The organism is Glycocaulis sp., from assembly GCF_051859565.1.
Classification (GTDB): domain Bacteria; phylum Pseudomonadota; class Alphaproteobacteria; order Caulobacterales; family Maricaulaceae; genus Glycocaulis.
On the sequence record NZ_JBHYFK010000004.1, the window covers coordinates 145,514 to 161,622 of the forward strand.

The 16,109-nt window shown below is 63.9% G+C and carries 14 protein-coding genes; 7 read left to right on the forward strand and 7 right to left on the reverse strand.

Going from position 1 to position 16,109, the window contains the following annotated elements; genetic code table 11:
- Positions 1-197 precede the first annotated feature (197 nt).
- The 5 genes from ACTIGC_RS07320 to tpiA form a co-directional block, all read right to left on the reverse strand.
- Positions 198-1,826: a CTP synthase gene (locus tag ACTIGC_RS07320; protein ID WP_439633777.1), complete on the reverse strand. Its 1,629-nt coding sequence runs from the start codon at positions 1,824-1,826 to the stop codon at positions 198-200.
- Positions 1,827-1,911: 85 nt separating this feature from the next.
- Complete coding sequence (locus ACTIGC_RS07325) at positions 1,912-2,346, reverse strand: MAPEG family protein (RefSeq protein ID WP_439633778.1); 435 nt, start codon at positions 2,344-2,346, stop codon at positions 1,912-1,914.
- 7 nt (positions 2,347-2,353) lie between these two features.
- Positions 2,354-2,779, reverse strand: coding sequence for a preprotein translocase subunit SecG (gene secG, locus ACTIGC_RS07330; protein WP_439633779.1), 426 nt, complete (start codon positions 2,777-2,779; stop codon positions 2,354-2,356).
- Positions 2,780-2,828: 49 nt separating this feature from the next.
- A complete protein-coding gene (locus ACTIGC_RS07335) occupies positions 2,829-3,833 on the reverse strand; it encodes a response regulator receiver protein (protein ID WP_439633780.1) in 1,005 nt (334 codons plus the stop codon).
- A gap of 63 nt (positions 3,834-3,896) precedes the next feature.
- On the reverse strand, positions 3,897-4,631 hold the full coding sequence (gene tpiA, locus ACTIGC_RS07340; RefSeq protein ID WP_439633781.1) for a triose-phosphate isomerase: 735 nt from the start codon (positions 4,629-4,631) through the stop codon (positions 3,897-3,899).
- A 178-nt stretch (positions 4,632-4,809) separates the two neighbouring features.
- On the opposite strand from tpiA, the gene ACTIGC_RS07345 reads away from it, so the two are divergent.
- Both ACTIGC_RS07345 and trpE read left to right on the forward strand, forming a co-directional pair.
- The gene (locus tag ACTIGC_RS07345; RefSeq protein WP_439633782.1) at positions 4,810-6,699 is read left to right on the forward strand and encodes a SurA N-terminal domain-containing protein; all 1,890 of its coding nucleotides are present in this window, start codon (positions 4,810-4,812) and stop codon (positions 6,697-6,699) included.
- A 9-nt stretch (positions 6,700-6,708) separates the two neighbouring features.
- Positions 6,709-8,211 carry an anthranilate synthase component I gene (trpE, locus tag ACTIGC_RS07350; RefSeq protein ID WP_439633783.1) on the forward strand — a complete coding sequence of 501 codons (1,503 nt, stop codon included), beginning with the start codon at positions 6,709-6,711 and terminating at the stop codon, positions 8,209-8,211.
- On the opposite strand, the gene ACTIGC_RS07355 is transcribed toward trpE, so the two are convergent.
- Entirely contained in the window at positions 8,208-9,116 is a 909-nt protein-coding gene (locus ACTIGC_RS07355) for a divergent polysaccharide deacetylase family protein (RefSeq protein ID WP_439633784.1), read from the reverse strand. The genes trpE and ACTIGC_RS07355 overlap by 4 nt on opposite strands.
- 93 nt (positions 9,117-9,209) lie before the next feature.
- On the opposite strand from ACTIGC_RS07355, the gene ACTIGC_RS07360 reads away from it, so the two are divergent.
- The 4 genes from ACTIGC_RS07360 (at position 9,210) to lexA (ending at position 12,389) form a co-directional block, all read left to right on the forward strand.
- Complete coding sequence (locus tag ACTIGC_RS07360) at positions 9,210-9,800, forward strand: anthranilate synthase component II (RefSeq protein ID WP_439633943.1); 591 nt, start codon at positions 9,210-9,212, stop codon at positions 9,798-9,800.
- Positions 9,797-10,813: an anthranilate phosphoribosyltransferase gene (trpD, locus tag ACTIGC_RS07365; protein WP_439633785.1), complete on the forward strand. Its 1,017-nt coding sequence runs from the start codon at positions 9,797-9,799 to the stop codon at positions 10,811-10,813. Before ACTIGC_RS07360 ends, trpD begins: the two co-directional genes overlap by 4 nt.
- A gap of 12 nt (positions 10,814-10,825) precedes the next feature.
- Entirely contained in the window at positions 10,826-11,620 is a 795-nt protein-coding gene (gene trpC, locus ACTIGC_RS07370) for an indole-3-glycerol phosphate synthase TrpC (protein WP_439633786.1), read from the forward strand.
- A 97-nt stretch (positions 11,621-11,717) separates the two neighbouring features.
- A complete protein-coding gene (lexA, locus tag ACTIGC_RS07375; RefSeq protein ID WP_127567110.1) occupies positions 11,718-12,389 on the forward strand; it encodes a transcriptional repressor LexA in 672 nt (223 codons plus the stop codon).
- Between the two features lie 27 nt (positions 12,390-12,416).
- Here lexA and ACTIGC_RS07380 read toward each other — a convergent pair whose 3' ends face one another.
- Positions 12,417-14,573, reverse strand: a complete 2,157-nt coding sequence (locus ACTIGC_RS07380) for a ComEC/Rec2 family competence protein (RefSeq protein ID WP_439633787.1) — start codon at positions 14,571-14,573, stop codon at positions 12,417-12,419.
- Positions 14,574-14,673: 100 nt separating this feature from the next.
- Between ACTIGC_RS07380 and gltX the strand changes: the two genes are divergently transcribed.
- Positions 14,674-16,077 (forward strand): glutamate--tRNA ligase, encoded by a 1,404-nt coding sequence (gltX, locus tag ACTIGC_RS07385; RefSeq protein WP_439633788.1) that lies wholly within the window; start codon positions 14,674-14,676, stop codon positions 16,075-16,077.
- Positions 16,078-16,109: the final 32 nt, after the last annotated feature.

Genomic DNA, 16,109 nt, shown 5'->3' on the forward strand with positions numbered 1-16,109 from the left:
TTTGCAAACATCAAGGCAACAGGCGTGGTGCGCCAGACAAGGCAGATGTGATCGGGATTCTCGTGATTCGCCGCTCGTTTTGCGCTATGATCCCTGTTGAGCAGTCCCGCCCGCAGGCCAGACGACATCAAGGCTCGGAACATTTTGTAGAGATGAGTCGGTAGGACCTCTGGCGCGGACTGCGGTTCTTTTATCCCCTAAACCAGCCGTGAATGCTCCATGGCCGCCGCGATGAAGCTGGCAAACAGCGGGTGCGGATCGAAGGGGCGCGATTTGTATTCCGGGTGGAACTGCACACCGACAAACCAGGGATGATCCTTGTGCTCGACAATCTCGGGTAGCAACCCGTCCGGTGACAGGCCGGAGAAGACGAGGCCATGGGCCTCCAGCTGCTCCCGGTAGGCGATATTCACCTCATAGCGGTGCCGGTGGCGCTCTGAGATCATCTCCGCGCCGTAAATCTCATGCACCTTCGTGCCTGGTGCCAGCTGGGCTGGATACGCACCAAGGCGCATCGTGCCGCCCAGATCGCCTGCTTTCGAGCGGCGTTCCAGCTCATTGCCCTTGGCCCATTCGGTCATCAGGCCAACCAGCGGCACTTTGGGCTCGCCAAATTCGCTGCTGCCCGCGCCCTCAATGCCCGCCAGATGGCGCGCGGCCTCGATGACCGCCATCTGCATGCCAAAGCAGATACCGAAATAGGGAATCTTGCGCTCGCGCGCGAACCGGGCTGCTGCGATCTTGCCTTCCGCGCCCCGCTCGCCAAACCCACCCGGCACCAGAATGCCATGCACGTCTTCCAGAGCGCTGAAGGCATCAGGCTGCTCGAACTGTTCAGAATCCAGCCAGCGCAGCTTGACCTTCACCGCATTGGCGATGCCGCCATGATTGAGCGCTTCCATGAGCGACTTATAGGCATCGATCAGCACGGTGTACTTGCCGACAATGGCAATCGTCACCTGCCCGTCGGGCTCGTTCACGGCTTTGGAGATTGCCTGCCAGCGCGTCAGATCGGGTTCTGGGGCATCGGACAGGCCAAACCGCTCCAGCACGACATTGTCAAAGCCCTGGGCGTGGTATTCCAGCGGCACGTCATAGAGCGAGGACGCGTCGCGCCCCTCAATCACCGCGTTTTCCGGCACATTACAGAACAGGGCGATCTTGCGCTTGTCGGAGGGCTCGATCGGAATCTCGCAACGGCACAGCAGAATATCCGGCTGGATGCCGATGGAGCGCAGCTCCTTGACCGAGTGCTGGGTCGGCTTGGTCTTCATCTCGCCGGCCGCCTTGATGAAAGGCAGCAAGGTGACGTGGATGAAGATGGCGCGGTCGCGGCCGAGCTCCTGACCGAGCTGGCGGATGGCTTCAAAGAAGGGCAGGCCTTCAATATCGCCCACCGTGCCCCCGATCTCGCACAGCACGAAATCGACATCGCCCGCGTCAGACAGGACGAATTGCTTGATGGTGTCGGTGACGTGCGGGATCACCTGCACGGTCGCGCCGAGATAATCGCCGCGGCGCTCGCGCTCGATAATGGTGGAATAGATCCGCCCCGTGGTGATGTTGTCGCCACGCGTGGCCGACACGCCGGTAAAGCGCTCGTAATGGCCAAGGTCGAGATCGGTCTCGGCCCCGTCCTCGGTGACATAGACCTCGCCGTGCTGATAAGGGCTCATCGTGCCCGGATCGACATTGAGATAGGGATCGAGCTTGCGCAGCCGGACGCGGTATCCGCGTGCCTGCAGGAGCGCACCAAGAGCGGCTGAAGCGAGGCCTTTTCCAAGAGAGGAGACCACGCCGCCGGTTATGAAAATGTATCGCGGCATGGAAGGACGGGTTAGCGCAGAATCACGCGGCGGGAAAGCCGCGCCCTGTCACCGCATGTGAGAAAAGCCGGGAAAACGCAGCCCTTCAGCCCAGTTGCTGCAACAGGAACAGCATCCATAGCCCTGCCAGCGCGAGAAAATTGACTGTGAACACCGCTCCGCGCAGAGGCACATTGCCGGTGAGCGTCTGAACGGCGGTGTGCAATACCCGCCCGGCCACGAAGAGCCAGGCTAGCCATACCATTGCGCTTGTGGCCGACTGTGTGGCCCAGAGCGCCAGCACCAGTGGGTAGAACAGCATGGGCGCTTCGAACTGGTTACGCAGATTGGCCGCGACGCGGGCGCCGCGATCCACATCACCGCCAGCAAACTGCAGATCGGAATATCGATGTTTGTGCGCCCTGACAGCCCGCAGGCGCTCGACGGTCAGCCATGTATAGAGAAACGCAACCAAGGCCAGGTGCGCGGCGGCAGGCAGCAGAATTAGACGGGCCTCGGCGTTTGCAAGAAGCCCGTCCATTTGGTCCCTACCGGCCCGGCTCGTCGTCAGCAGGCGCGCCTTCGGCATCGCCCTCGAACGGCGCAGGAGCCTCCGCCGGCTCTTCAGGCGTTTCGGTGGCAGACGTCTCGCCAGCCGGCACAGGCTCGCCCTCGTCGTCAAAGTCGAAGGGCAACGGTCCGCGCTCTTCCTGGGTGCCGACACGGTCGATGACCGACTGCCCGGAACGGTCGATGGTCGACAAGGCCGCCAGCGCGATGGAGTTTGCCATGAACACGGCGCCGAGAATCATTGTGGTGCGCGTCAGAAGATTGGCTGCGCTCCGGCCTGACATCATGCCGCCAGGGCCGCCGCCGCCAATACCAAGAGCACCGCCCTCGGAACGCTGCATCAGAACGACCGCCACCAGTGCAATCGCCACAAGGATCTGGATTATAAGCAGAATAGTGGTCATGGAGCCTTGAAACGCCTTGTTTGCCGCAAGGCGCGAACCCGGCGGCGGATCAACTTGCCGCGCGTTGTAGCTCAGCCTCTTTCGATTTGCCACTCTCCAACTGCCGCACGGGAGCAAGCCTGCGGCGGAGGGCTTCCACTGTCGCCTCGATTTCCTTCACCGAGGTCTCCACTGAATCACCGCCTGCAAAGGCCGTCAGCACGCCCATGGCCAGCTCCTTGATCAGGTTCAGATTAGCCATGGTGAAGCCGCCCTCGCCCAGAAGCTCCTCACAGACCTGATAGAGCGCGAATGCAATACGCGACGCTTCGCCGGCGCTCTGCCGGGCCAGACGCAGCCGAAGCTCCTTGGCCGTACGCGCCAGATCCTCCAGATCGAGTACCGCCACATTGCCTGAGCTGAGCTCGCGCAAGCCCACCTCTACGCCAACTGTCAGGCGCATGCACAGGCGACGGATGCGCTCGGTCTCGACGGTGCGCCGCGCCTCCGCAATCCAGCGATTGGCTTCGTCGATGGCGCTTTCATCACCTTCGGTAACAACCTGCAGCGTATTGGGCGCGTCAACGCGGTTGCCTGCCCCGATCCCCCGGTCAATATCCTTGCGGCGGTCCGGGCCGATATAATCGCTGGTCACGACGAAGGGCTTGCGGGCTTTGACAAGCGTGCGAATGCGCTCTTCGGCAAAGGCTGTGGAGAACGGGCGGATGATCACGTCATCCACGCCTGAATCGATGGCCTGCTTCATCACATGGCCGTCACGCACCCAGCTGGTGAAAGCGAACACCACAAACGGGTTGCGGCCCAGCTCGCCCGCGCGCACGGCACGTACGGCGCGCAGAAGCTCGTTCTCGTTATTGACCAGCTCGGCGATGATGAGGTCAGGCGAGGTGTCTTCCAGACGCCGCTTGAACTCATTGACCGAGCTCAGACAGCTGATCTCCCGGAATCCGATCTCGTGCAACGCATAGCGCGTGTTGCGCAGATTGACCCCGACCGGATCGAACAGCAGCACCGAAGCGCGCCGATAATCGATATTCCTCATCGCACCACCCATGGCAGGAGGTCTTGCTGCCTCCCCTGCTTGGGTAAACCTTGCCATTGAAGTCTGAAAATCGCCTTACGAAGATAGGTTAACGAGGCGTGCAAAGACATGCGCGTCAAGGCTGGCGCCGCCCACCAGCGCGCCATCAATATCCGGGCAGGCCATCAATGCCGCTACGTTCTCCGGTTTTACCGAGCCGCCGTAAAGAATGCGCAAGCGCTCCGCGCCGTCTCCGGGCCATGCCGCGCGGATGGCTGCGTGCATCTCCTGGGCCTCGTCCGGACCGGCACTGCGCCCCGTTCCGATCGCCCAGACGGGTTCATAAGCAATAATCACATCGTCCGCGCTCGCTTCAGGCAAACTGCCAGCCAGCTGCGCCAGAACCGTTTCAATGGCGAGGCCTGCCTCACGGTCTTTGAGTTGTTCGCCGATACAGATGATGGGCGTCAGCCCCTCGCGCAGCGCCGCCCCGGCCTTGCGGCGGACCAGATCATCGCCCTCGCCATGACCGTCGCGGCGTTCGGAGTGGCCCACAATCACGTGGCTGCATCCCAGATCCTTGAGCATCCCGGCAGAGATTTCCCCGGTATAGGCCCCATCCGGCTCCGGCGAACAATCCTGTGCGCCCAGTGCGACTGGTGAGCCCGCGAACAGGCCTTGAAACAGGTGCAGCAAGGTCGCAGGCGGACACACCAGAATGTCCACCCCGTTCGCCGTCAGCGAATCCCGGAAACGCTGCGCCCAGGTCCCGTCGGCCACCCGGCCGTTCATTTTCCAGTTACCCGCGATCAACGGGCGGCGAATAGACATGATGGCTCAGTCCCCTGCGTCAATGACGCGCGAGCGATACCAGCCAGTCCCGCGCGGGGCAAACCCTGTTCGTTTCGCGCAGGCAGTAGCCTTGCCCGCCGCGCGCGCCACGGCTAGGGTCCGCCGCCTTGGCCAGCCAAGCCTGTTGCAGCCCTTTTTCCGGTGTTATCGAAGCTCCATGCTCTCAACGATCCGAAATCTCGCCCGCTCTCCGATTGCCGTCCTGATCATCATTGTTCCGGTGGTGGCCGCTTTCGCCCTGTTCGGCATCAACGACATATTCACCGGCACGGGCAATGCCGTTGCCACGGTCGGCTCCGAACGCGTGACGCTGCAGGATGTCAGCCGGACCATGCAGCGCGAGGTGCGCCGTCTGCAGATGGAAAGCCCGCGCATGACGCAGCAGGAAGCGGACGCAGCGGGTCTTGGTGACAGCGTCATCAACCTGCTGGTTGCACAGGCCGCGATCAGCGCGCAGGCCCGCGAGCTTGGTATCGCGGCTACCGACGAGCAGGTAGCAGAGATCATCCAGTCAGCACCGGCCTTCCAGAGCGTGTTTTCCAATCGCTTCGACCCGGCCGCCTATAATGAATGGCTGCGCCAGGAAGGCTGGACGGCCAATACATTCGAGGCGCAGCTGCGCGCCGATCTGCGCCGCCAGCAATTTGTCGATGCCGCATTGTCAGGCGCAACGCCACCGGCGCTTTTCAGCCAGCTGCGCGCCCGCTACCAGGGCGAAACCCGCACTATCCGGGCCCTGCTGATCCCGCCCGCCCTGGCAGGCGAGGTTGAAGCGCCCGATGATGAAACCCTGCAGGCCTTCATCGCGGAGAACGAAGCGTTCTTCACCCTGCCCGAGCAGCGCCGGATCACGCTAGTGCGTCTCGACCCGCAGCTCGTGTCTGCCGATGTCGCTGTGGACGAAGCTGAACTGCGTGAGCTTTACGATATGCGCCGGGAAACGGGCGAGCTGTCCGAGGCGCCGCTGCGCACCTTCCTGCAATGGGTAACGCCCGACCAGCAGACTGCCGAGAACATTGTCGAGCGGCTTGAGGCCGGTGAAGATCCGTCAGCCATTTCCGCAGCGACAGGTCTGGGTGATCCGGTGCGGCTGGAGGACGTGGAACAGTTTGCTGTGCCCGACCAGGTAATCGGTCAGGCCGCGTTTGAAATGGCGCAGGGCGAAGCACGCGCCGTCCGGGGCCGTCTCGGCTGGCGCGCTGTTTATGTGCAGGCCGCCAACGACCCTGAAATTCCGGACTTCGAGTCTATGGCCGATGAACTGCGCACCGAGCTGGCCGGCGACGCTGCGGAATATCGTGTTCTCGATGCGCTTGCGGAATTCGAGGATCAGCGCGGACGCGGCGCGACGCTTGAGGAAGCTGCAGAAGCCGCCGGCATGCCGCTGGAACGCTTCGACTTCATGACGCCCGATGCATTTGAGATTTCTTCGGGTTCACCCCTGATGAGCCTCATCCGGGAGGAAGCCATCCTCCAAGCGGCGACCGCCACGCAGGAAGGCTTTGAATCCGACCTGACCGAATTTGGCGAAGGCGGCTATTTCATCCTGCGCGTCGACGCCGTTCGTCCCAGCGAGCTGGCACCGCTGGCCGATGTGCGTGAGCAGGCTGAAGCTTTCTGGCGCCTGCGCCAGATCGACGACCGGCTGCAGGAAACCGTCACGCAGGCGCTGTCGCGGGCCGAGGCCGGTGAAAGCCTTGACGCCATCGCGGCAAGCATTCCCGGTACCCGCGTCGAGGGAAGCACCCTGTCACGCGGACAGACAGCAGGTCCGTTCACGCAAGCCCTGGTAGGCGCAGCGTTCCGTGCCCGCGAGAACACCCCTTTCGAGGCACGCGCCGGCGATCAGCGCACGCGGGCAGTGGCAATAGTAACTGCCATCACGCCCGGGGCCTCCGAACTCGACAGCGCGACGCGCCGGGCCATCACCGAAGGCTATGAGAACGATATCGTTATCGCGCTGGAGCGGGCCCTGCTGGACAATTATGACGTACGGATCAACGCCCAGCTGCGCGACGCGGCGCTCGGCCGGTCCGACGCTGAGTAGGCAGCCCGCATGATGCCCGGTTCGCACGAAGTCGACGCAGCCATTGCCCGCTGCGAGGCAGAAGGCCATGTCCTGCTGACCGCGCAGCGCGTGGACGATCTGGAAAATCCGGTATCGGCCTATCTGAAACTGTCAGGGACGGCGCGTCATTCCTGCCTCCTGGAAAGCGTCGAAGGCGGCACTTATCGAGGCCGCTATTCGGCTATCGGCCTGGACCCTGACCTGATCTGGCAGAGCCGGAACGGCAAAGCTTATGTCGCGAAGGCCGAAGGCTTTGACGACGTGCCGGAACATTTTGCTGAAGACGGCCAGCCGCTGGAATCGCTCAAGCGCCTCATCGCAGAGTCTGCCCTGCATGTGCCCGGTGAGCTGGCACCGATAGCGGCAGGTCTTTTCGGTTATCTCGGCTATGACATGATCCGGGAAATCGAAAACCTGCCGGCAAATGCGCCGTCCGACCCACTTGGAACCCCGGACGGATTTCTGATCCGGCCACGGGTAGTGGTCGTTTTTGATGCGGTCCGCCAGGAAATTCTGGCCGCCGCGCCTGCCCGCCTCTCGCCAGGCATTTCCGCCCGTGAGGCAGTAGAGGCCGCCGCCTTGCGCATAGGCGCGGTTTTTGAGCGGCTGGACACCGCTTCTCCCGTCCAGCGCCGTCAAGCCGCTTGTGAGCCCGCCCCCGAACCGCAGAGCAATATGGCGCCCGGGGCGTTCCACGCGAATGTGGACAAGGCCCGCAACTATATCCGTGCTGGTGATGCCTTCCAGATCGTGGCCAGCCAGCGCTTTTCAACGCCTTTCACGGCGCCCCCTTTTGCGCTTTACCGCTCGCTTCGCCGGACCAACCCCTCGCCCTTCCTCTTCTTCTTCGATCTGGACGGTTTCGCGATTGCAGGTTCCAGCCCGGAAATCCTTGTCCGCCTGCGCGACGGCGTGGTCACCGTCCGCCCGATTGCAGGCACGCGGCCGCGCGGCGCGACGCCCGATGAGGATAACGCCAACGAAGCCGAGTTGCTGGCCGATCCCAAGGAGCGCGCCGAGCACCTCATGCTTCTGGACCTGGGGCGCAACGATGTCGGCCGGGTCGCCAGGCCGGGCAGTGTGCGCGTCACCGAGCGCGAAATCGTCGAACGCTATAGCCACGTCATGCATATCGTTTCCAATGTCGAAGGCGAGCTGAACGATGGCGAGGATGCCATATCGGCCCTGTTTGCCGGCTTCCCGGCAGGCACCGTCTCGGGCGCACCCAAAGTGCGCGCCATGGAGATCATTGACGAGCTGGAGCCGCACCGGCGGGGCATTTATGCCGGAGCTGTCGGCTATTTCGGTGCTGGCGGCGGCATGGATACCTGCATCGCGCTGAGAACAGCCATCATCAAGGATGGCGTCATGCATGTGCAGGCAGGCGCGGGCATCGTTCTGGATTCCGACCCCGAGGCCGAGCGCATGGAAACCGTGAACAAGGCCAAGGCCCTGTTCCGCGCGGCAGAAGAGGCATGGCGGTTTGCCTAGCTCGCCTGATGCCTGCCACGCGCTTCGGCAAGGCGCGAAACCGTGACGAGCTCCACCCCTGCCGCCTCGGCGCGCTCTGCGAGCCCCTCAAGGGCGGCCAGCGTCATGGCATGCGGATGACCGATGGCAATGGCAGACCCGGTTGCGACGGCCCGGTCAAGCGCCTCGCCAATCGCCGCATCAATCGCCTGAGGCGTGCGCACATGGTCCAGAAAGACATCCCGGCGCAGAGCCGTAAGTCCGGCCCGGGATGCGACCGCGGCAGCAACGCTGCGCTGATGGGTGAGGGAATCGACAAAGATCAGGCCAGAGCCTTCCAGCGCGGCAAACACGCGTGCCATGGCTGCCCGGTCCGTTGTCATGGCGCTGCCCATATGGTTGTTGAAGCCGGTAGCGCCCGGAACGCGCGACAACGCCCACCCTGTCCGGCGGGCGATCTCTGCAATGTCGTGCGCGCGGATCAGCGCATTGGGTCCGGGATCAGCAAGGCCGACAGGCTCCATCGGCAGATGCAAGAATACTTCCAGCCCTGCAGCAGAAGCTGCATGCGCAATGTCCGGCGCGGCCTCAGCAAAGGGCAGTATGGAGAGCGTCAGAGGCAGGCCAGACGCGATTAGGGCGTCGGCCACCGCCACGTCCGGCCCGATATCATCAATGATGACCGCCAGCATGGGCCGCACGCCGGACATGACGAAGGGTTCTTGAGGCAGAACAGGCGTGGCGGCATCGGCCACCACCGGGAGGCTTTCCAGAACTGGCGCGGCTTCTCCCGGTGAAACAGCCTGGAGCGCACCCTCCTCTGACGCCTCACGGCTGCCCAGCTGAAACGCCAGACCGGCAAGCAGCAGCATCGCCGCGGCGGCTGCGCTGGCCATATGGATGACGCTGGTTGCGGGCGAGGACATGAAAATGATGCATAAGGTGAGTCGCAAACATTGGCGGCTCCTCAATGCCCGACTAGATTGCCTCTGCCGCGCCGCAATATGGACCTATCGGGCATGCTGCTCATCATCGACAACTACGACAGCTTCACCTTCAACCTGGTCCATTATTTCCAGGAGCTCGGCGCGCAGACCCGCGTGATCCGCAACGATGCCATGAGCGCGGCTGAGGCGCTGGGCCTCGGCGCAGAAGCCATCGTCCTGTCACCCGGTCCGTGTGATCCGGACCGAGCAGGCATCTGTCTGGACGTGCTGCGACAGGCGCCTTCAGATCTGCCGATCCTGGGCGTCTGCCTCGGCCATCAGGCGATGGGACAGGTCTACGGCGGCAAGGTGGTTCAGGCACGCGAGATCATGCACGGCAAGACCAGCCCGATCACGCATGACGCTACGGGCGTGTTTGCCGGCCTGCCCTCACCGTTTGAGGCGACACGCTACCACTCGCTCGCCGTCGACCTGCCCGAGGGCAGCGAGCTGGTCGTCAACGCCCGCACCGCCGATGGCGAGATCATGGGCCTCCGGCACCGTTCCCGCCCTGTACATGGCGTCCAGTTCCACCCCGAATCGATTGCCTCCGAGCACGGCCATGCCCTTTTGAAGAATTTTCTGGCTGAAATCCCCCGCCAGTCCGGCAAGGCTGCCGCATGAGCCAGATGCGCCCGGCCATCTCCGCCCTTGCAGGCGGAAAGCTGCCTGCGCCCGAGGCGCTGGAGGCGGCTTTTGATGCGCTGATGGATGGCGAAGCGGATCTGGCCGAGATTGGCGGCTTTCTTATCGGACTGGCCGCGATTGGCGAGGATCCGGGCGTGCTGGCCACCGGAGCGCGCGCGATGCGCGCGCGGATGAACACGGTGAAAGCTCCCGCCAATGCCATTGATACATGCGGAACCGGCGGCGACGCCCGGGGCACATGGAACGTCTCCACCGCCGCCGCGCTGGTGGCTGCTGCTGCGGGCGCCGTGGTTGCCAAGCATGGCAACAAGGCCGCCTCATCAAAATCTGGCTCGGCAGAAGTGCTCGATTCATCGGGTGTGAACCTGATGGCAACGCCTGAACAGATAGAACGGGCGCTGGCCGAGGCCGGTGTCGCCTTCCTGTTCGCCCAGGCCCATCACGGCGCCGTGCGCCACGTGGCCCCTGCCCGCAAGACGCTGGGGGTGCGCACCGTGTTCAACCTGCTGGGTCCGCTATCGAATCCTGCGGGCACACGCCGCCAGCTTTTGGGCGTATTCGACCGGCGCTGGCTTGTGCCGATGGCCGAAGCCTTGCGCGATCTGGGCGCCGAGCGTGCGTGGATCGTCCACGGCGAAGATGGTCTGGATGAGATCACCACAACCGGCGCCACCCATATCGCCAGCCTGGAGGCCGATGGCAGCGTGCGCGAGTTCACCGTCACGCCTGAAGATGCCGGATTGCCCCGCGCGAGCCTTGATGATCTCAAGGGCGGGGAACCGGCCGAGAATGCCGCCGCCCTGCACCGCCTGCTGGACGGCGAGCATGGCGCATACCGCGACATTGTCCTGTTCAATGCCAGCGCGGCACTGGTGCTTGCGGGCAAGGCTGATGGCCTGAAAGACGGCGTGGCGCTGGCAGCAGCCGCCATTGATGACGGGCGGGCCGCCGGAACGCTCAATAAGCTTGTACATATTACAAACACCTGAGGAGCGCCCGCGATGAGCGACACGCTGGAGCGTATTGGCATCTACAAGCGCGCGGACACCGCGCGCCGCAAGGCAGCTCTCAGCTATGCCGACGTCTGCGCAAAGGCGCGCGCTGCCTCACCTGTGCGCGGTTTTTTCAGGCAGCTGCAAACCCGGCAAGCCGCCGACGGACTGGCCCTGATTGCGGAGATCAAGAAGGCAAGCCCCTCCAAAGGCCTGATCCGCGCCGACTTTGACCCTCCCGCGCTCGCCCGCGCCTATGAGGACGGGGGCGCAGCCTGCCTCTCCATCCTCACCGACACGGAAAGCTTTGAAGGAGCCGACAGCCATCTGGTCGAGGCGCGCGCCGCCGTCTCCCTGCCCGTATTGCGCAAGGACTTCCTCTATGACCCCTGGCAGGTCGTAGAGGCCCGCGCTCTGGGCGCAGACTGCATTCTGGTCATCATGGCAGCCGTGGACGACACCCTGGCCGCCGATCTGGTGGCGGAGGCTGCACACTGGAAAATGGATGCCCTTATCGAGGTGCATGACCGGGCGGAGCTGGACCGGGCCCTCGCCCTGCCCTCGCCCCTCATTGGTATCAATAACCGCAATCTGCGCACCTTCGATGTGACGCTCGATACGTTCGAGGCGCTCAGCGCGCATGTCCCCGAGGACCGCTTTCTCGTCGCAGAGAGCGGCATTTTCTCCTTCGATGACGCTGAGCGGGTGCGTAAGTCCGGCGCCAAAGCGCTTCTGGTCGGCGAAAGCCTCATGCGCCAGAATGATGTAACGTCAGCGGTGAAAGACCTGATGAAGTTCGCGTGAGACCCCGTATTCCGCTTGACCAGCCGCCGGAACAGGCATAGAACAAAACATGGCCTTTCTGGCTTTGTTCCCGCTGCGCCTGGAGATCAGACCCCTCATGCTGACCCGCAAACAACACGAGCTTCTGCTCTTCATTCACAAGCGCCTCTCTGAAGACGGCGTTTCCCCGTCCTTTGACGAGATGAAGGAAGCGCTTCAGCTGGCTTCAAAGTCCGGTGTTCACCGCCTCGTCAGCGCGCTGGAGGAGCGTGGCTTCATTCGGCGTCTGGCCCACCGGGCCCGGGCGCTCGAAGTGCTCAAGCTCCCGGATGCCTCCGCACCGCGCGCAAGCGCCGCAGATAATGTCGTCAGCGGCAATTTCGCCCGCCGGGAGGTGGAGACAGATTCGGTTGATGTGCCGCTTCTGGGCAAGATCGCGGCTGGCGTACCCATCGAAGCCATCCAGCACGAAACCGAGCGTTTCGGCGTGCCGTCCCAAATGGTCTCGTCGGGTGAACATTTCGCGCTCGAGGTCGAGGGCGACTCCATGATCGAGGCCGGTATTCTGGATGGCGATTATGTCATTATCCGGCGCGGAGACACGGCCAATAATGGCGAGATTGTCGTTGCGCTGGTGGATAATGAGGAAGCCACGCTCAAGCGCATCCGCCGCAAGGGCGGGTCGATTGCTCTTGAAGCGGCCAACCCGGCCTATGAGACCCGCATTTTCGGGCCCGACCGGGTGCAGGTTCAGGGTCGTCTGGTGGGGCTGATCCGCCGCTATCACTGATCCGGGGGGCCGGGCGGCGGCGGACAGTCAGTTGCCCCGCTCCCGCCCCCAGACACGGGCCGCACTGCCATCATTGGCGCCGCGCAGGCGGATTATGCGGCCATCTCTGACCCAGAACTCGGCACTGCCCAGCTCTGCCCGCGCCGCATCATCCAGAACTGGCACGGCGCAGCGGCGCTTCTGCCAGGCACTGACATTGCCGCGCGCGATCACGAGATCGGCGCGCACGCAGTCTTCCTCCAGCGAGGCGGGATGCTCGCTGACAGCCACGCGCAGACCCTCAGCCGTGACAACAAGGCAGCCCAGCGGATCGCACGCATAATCCCCGCGCGGCGCGGCGCTTAGCCCTGTTCCTGCGCGCTGCAGGAGAACGCCTGTCTCGAACCGGCCCCGGCGGCGGTCGCTGACCTGCCAGTCTCCGGGTTCACCGGACTCAGCTGAAAGGCTGCGCGAAACGAGTACGCCCGACGCGGTGATCATCATGTCGGGCGGCGATTGCAGTGCCCACAGGCCAAGTGCCCCGGCAGCAAAAGGGACACCCGCCACTCGCACCAGCCCGCGCCCCAGCGTCGCCAGGGCAAACCCGGTCGCATAGAGGCCAAGCACGATCCCGCCCGGTGCCAGCGCCGGCATGGCCGCGCCGGGCAGCGAGGATGTCCACGTGGCGATGGCAAGAACGATGTCCATGCCCGCCGCGCTCACCAGGAGCGGCAGCCCTTCCAGCCCGAAGGGAGCCAGCAATAGCCCCACGACACCCGCCGGCATGACCCAGAAGCTGAAGACCGGCATGGCCAGAAGGTTTGCGCCAAACCCGTAGGCTGCCATGCGCTGGAAGTGGAAGGCGGCAAAAAGCCCGGTCGCGCTGCCCGCCACCAGGCTGGTAACGGCAAGGCCTGTAAACGCGGCCTGTACCCGCGCGAACCAGCCGTAATCTGCCATATCGCGTGTCATCCGCCATCTCTGCCAGGCTTCATAGACGGCGATCAGCGCGGCGGTGGCGGCGAAGCTCATCTGGAAACCCGGCTCGATCACGCTTTGCGGGCTGAATGCGATGATGATGAGTGCGGCCAGAGCAAGCGACTGAAACGACACCGCTCTTCGCCCTATCAATATCGCTGTGAACATGACCGCAGCCATGACGAAGGCACGCTGGGTGGAAATCGCCCCGCCAGACAGCAGCAGGTAGCCAAGGGCGGCGAGCAGTGCGATCAGCGCGGCAGGCTTTCGCGGGTCATGCGCGCGGGCGAAGGGCTCAATCGAGGCGATGAGCCAGCGCGCCGCGAAATAGATGCCGCCCGCCAGCAATGCCATATGCATCCCCGATATGGCCAGCAGATGGCCGAGGCCCGACAGCCGCAAGGCCTCGGCATGATCCTCGGTCACACCGGACCGCTCGCCCGTCAGAAGGGCTGCAATGACCGGGCCTGAATTGGGTCCGGCTGCATCGGCGATGCGCTGCGCCAGCCGCCAGCGCCAACCCAGAAACGCGCGCAGCTCCTCCTGCCCGGCAATCTCTTCCGGCTGAGGCTGGGAAATGGAAAAGCCCGCGAGGGCCACCCGCTGATACCAGGCCGCCCGCGCGCCGTCATAGCCGCCTGCCGCCGCAGGCCCGCGCGGATGGGACAGGACAGCATTGACACGTATGCCGTCGCCGGGGGTCAGGGTTTCGGTGTTGATCCGCAAGCGCACCCGGAACGGCGCCACATCGGCGCGCTCCAGCGTCTGCACGCGCAATAGCACGCGCCCCGACCGGCCTCTGCGTTCGATGCGCTCCACCCATCCTGTAACGGTGCGGGCTCGGTCGCTGACCTCGATCACGGGCGGCGCAAGCGAGAGCGTCCTGCCCTGAACATGGGCATGCCCGGCCAGCGCACAGGCGCTCAGGACGATCGCTGCCATCAGGGACGGCTTGGCGGTGAGAAGCGGGACGGCCAGAACGCAGGCAAAAGCGGCAAGCCAGAAAACCGGGATCAGCACGCTGCCAGGCTCTGCCGGAACCGAAAGATAGACTGCTGCACCCAGCCCCGCGGCCAGCGGCGCCCACAAGATCAGATCGGACGACCGGACAGCTCTTGATGGCAATACAGGCTGCAAAAGACGGCTCAGTGCCGCGCGCTCGGCGCCCGAAACCGGGCTGCGCCCCCGCCGGATTGATGTCCAGACCGCCTGGATGTAGCGGTGCATGCAGCCACCCTGTGTTGTCACTTCAGCGGTGAGACTATCTCTTTACCGCGCTAACATGCTAATCATCCCGCTCCCTTCGCAGCGCAGCAACATCTCGCACGTGCAAAACAGACCTGACATCATCACGCGTTTCGCCCCTTCGCCCACCGGCTTCCTCCATATTGGCGGGGCGCGAACGGCCTTGTTCAACTATCTTTTTGCGCGCCAGGCAGGCGGCCAGTTCAAGCTTCGCATCGAAGATACCGACCGCGAGCGTTCCACGACCGAGGCCGTGGACGCGATTCTGGCCGGCATGAACTGGCTGGGGTTGGAATGGGACGGCGACGCCGTTTCCCAGCACGCGCGCGCAGACCGCCATCGTGAAATTGCTGAAGAGCTTGTCGCGCAAGGAAAGGCATTCCGCTGCTATTGCACGCCCGAGGAAGTGGAAAAGCTGCGCGAGGAAGCCTTCGCTGAAGGCCGCGCGCTGCGCTCTCCCTGGCGCGATGGCGGCACACCGCCCGGTGACATGCGGTTTACCGTGCGGTTTCGAGCGCCCGACAGCGATGTGACGCTGCATGACGCGGTTCAGGGCGACGTGCGCTGGGCGGCCAAGGAGTTCGACGACCTCATCCTGCTGCGTGCCGATGGCAACCCGACCTATAATCTTGCCGTTGTCGTCGATGACCATGATATGGGCGTGACCCACATCATCCGCGGCGACGATCATCTGGTAAATGGCGGGCGTCAGGCCCAGCTTTACGACGCGCTTGGCTGGGACCGGCCGGTCTTCGCTCATATCCCGCTGATCCACGGGCCTGATGGCAAGAAGCTCTCCAAACGCCACGGTGCGTTGGGGGCCGAGGCCTATCGCGAGATGGGCTACCTGCCTGAAGGGCTGCGCAATTATCTGGCGCGGCTTGGCTGGAGCCATGGCGACCAGGAATTGTTCACCGACGCAGAACTCATCGCCGCCTTCTCGCTTGAAGGTCTGAACAAGGCGCCTGCCCGGCTCGATTTCGACAAGATGGCGTTTGTAAACCACCACCATATCCGCCAAGCCGACAATACGCGGCTTCTGGCGCTGCTGATGGAGCGCCTGGAAGGTCAGGACGGGCTGGTCAGCAGCGCGGTGGCAAACGCACGGTTAACGCCTGCCATGGACATGCTGAAAGAGCGTTCAAAAACACTCGCCGAAATGGAAACGCAGGCCTATTTTCTCCTCCGCGAGCGCCCGTTCGCCATTGACGATGCGGCGCGCAAGCATTTGTCTCCCGACGCACTCGCGCTGCTCTCCCGCCTGCGCGCCGTGCTCGCCGCACACAATGACTGGAACAGCGAAGCTCTGGGCGACTTGCTCAAGGCATTTGCGCAAGACGAGGGCGTGGGTTTTGGCAAGATCGGCCAACCTTTGCGCGCCGTACTGACCGGAGGCGCCCCGGCGCCCGATATGAGCCTGGTTCTGGCATTGCTGGGCCGGGAAGAAGCGATTGCCAGGCTGGATGACCACACCCGCCCGGCCTGAACCGACCTGAATAATGTGAAGGGATTGGACCG

Excerpts from the sequence above, each read along its gene's own strand:
- ACTIGC_RS07380 (WP_439633787.1), bottom strand. The coding sequence starts at position 14,573 with ATGCACCGCTACATCCAGGCGGTCTGGACATCAATCCGGCGGGGGCGC.
- lexA (WP_127567110.1), top strand. The coding sequence starts at position 11,718 with ATGCTGACCCGCAAACAACACGAGCTTCTGCTCTTCATTCACAAGCGC.
- ACTIGC_RS07325 (WP_439633778.1), bottom strand. The coding sequence starts at position 2,346 with ATGGACGGGCTTCTTGCAAACGCCGAGGCCCGTCTAATTCTGCTGCCT.
- trpC (WP_439633786.1), top strand. The coding sequence starts at position 10,826 with ATGAGCGACACGCTGGAGCGTATTGGCATCTACAAGCGCGCGGACACC.
- trpE (WP_439633783.1), top strand. The coding sequence starts at position 6,709 with ATGATGCCCGGTTCGCACGAAGTCGACGCAGCCATTGCCCGCTGCGAG.
- trpD (WP_439633785.1), top strand. The coding sequence starts at position 9,797 with ATGAGCCAGATGCGCCCGGCCATCTCCGCCCTTGCAGGCGGAAAGCTG.
- secG (WP_439633779.1), bottom strand. The coding sequence starts at position 2,779 with ATGACCACTATTCTGCTTATAATCCAGATCCTTGTGGCGATTGCACTG.
- tpiA (WP_439633781.1), bottom strand. The coding sequence starts at position 4,631 with ATGTCTATTCGCCGCCCGTTGATCGCGGGTAACTGGAAAATGAACGGC.
- ACTIGC_RS07320 (WP_439633777.1), bottom strand. The coding sequence starts at position 1,826 with ATGCCGCGATACATTTTCATAACCGGCGGCGTGGTCTCCTCTCTTGGA.
- ACTIGC_RS07355 (WP_439633784.1), bottom strand. The coding sequence starts at position 9,116 with ATGTCCTCGCCCGCAACCAGCGTCATCCATATGGCCAGCGCAGCCGCC.
- ACTIGC_RS07335 (WP_439633780.1), bottom strand. The coding sequence starts at position 3,833 with ATGGGTGGTGCGATGAGGAATATCGATTATCGGCGCGCTTCGGTGCTG.
- ACTIGC_RS07360 (WP_439633943.1), top strand. The coding sequence starts at position 9,210 with ATGCTGCTCATCATCGACAACTACGACAGCTTCACCTTCAACCTGGTC.
- ACTIGC_RS07345 (WP_439633782.1), top strand. The coding sequence starts at position 4,810 with ATGCTCTCAACGATCCGAAATCTCGCCCGCTCTCCGATTGCCGTCCTG.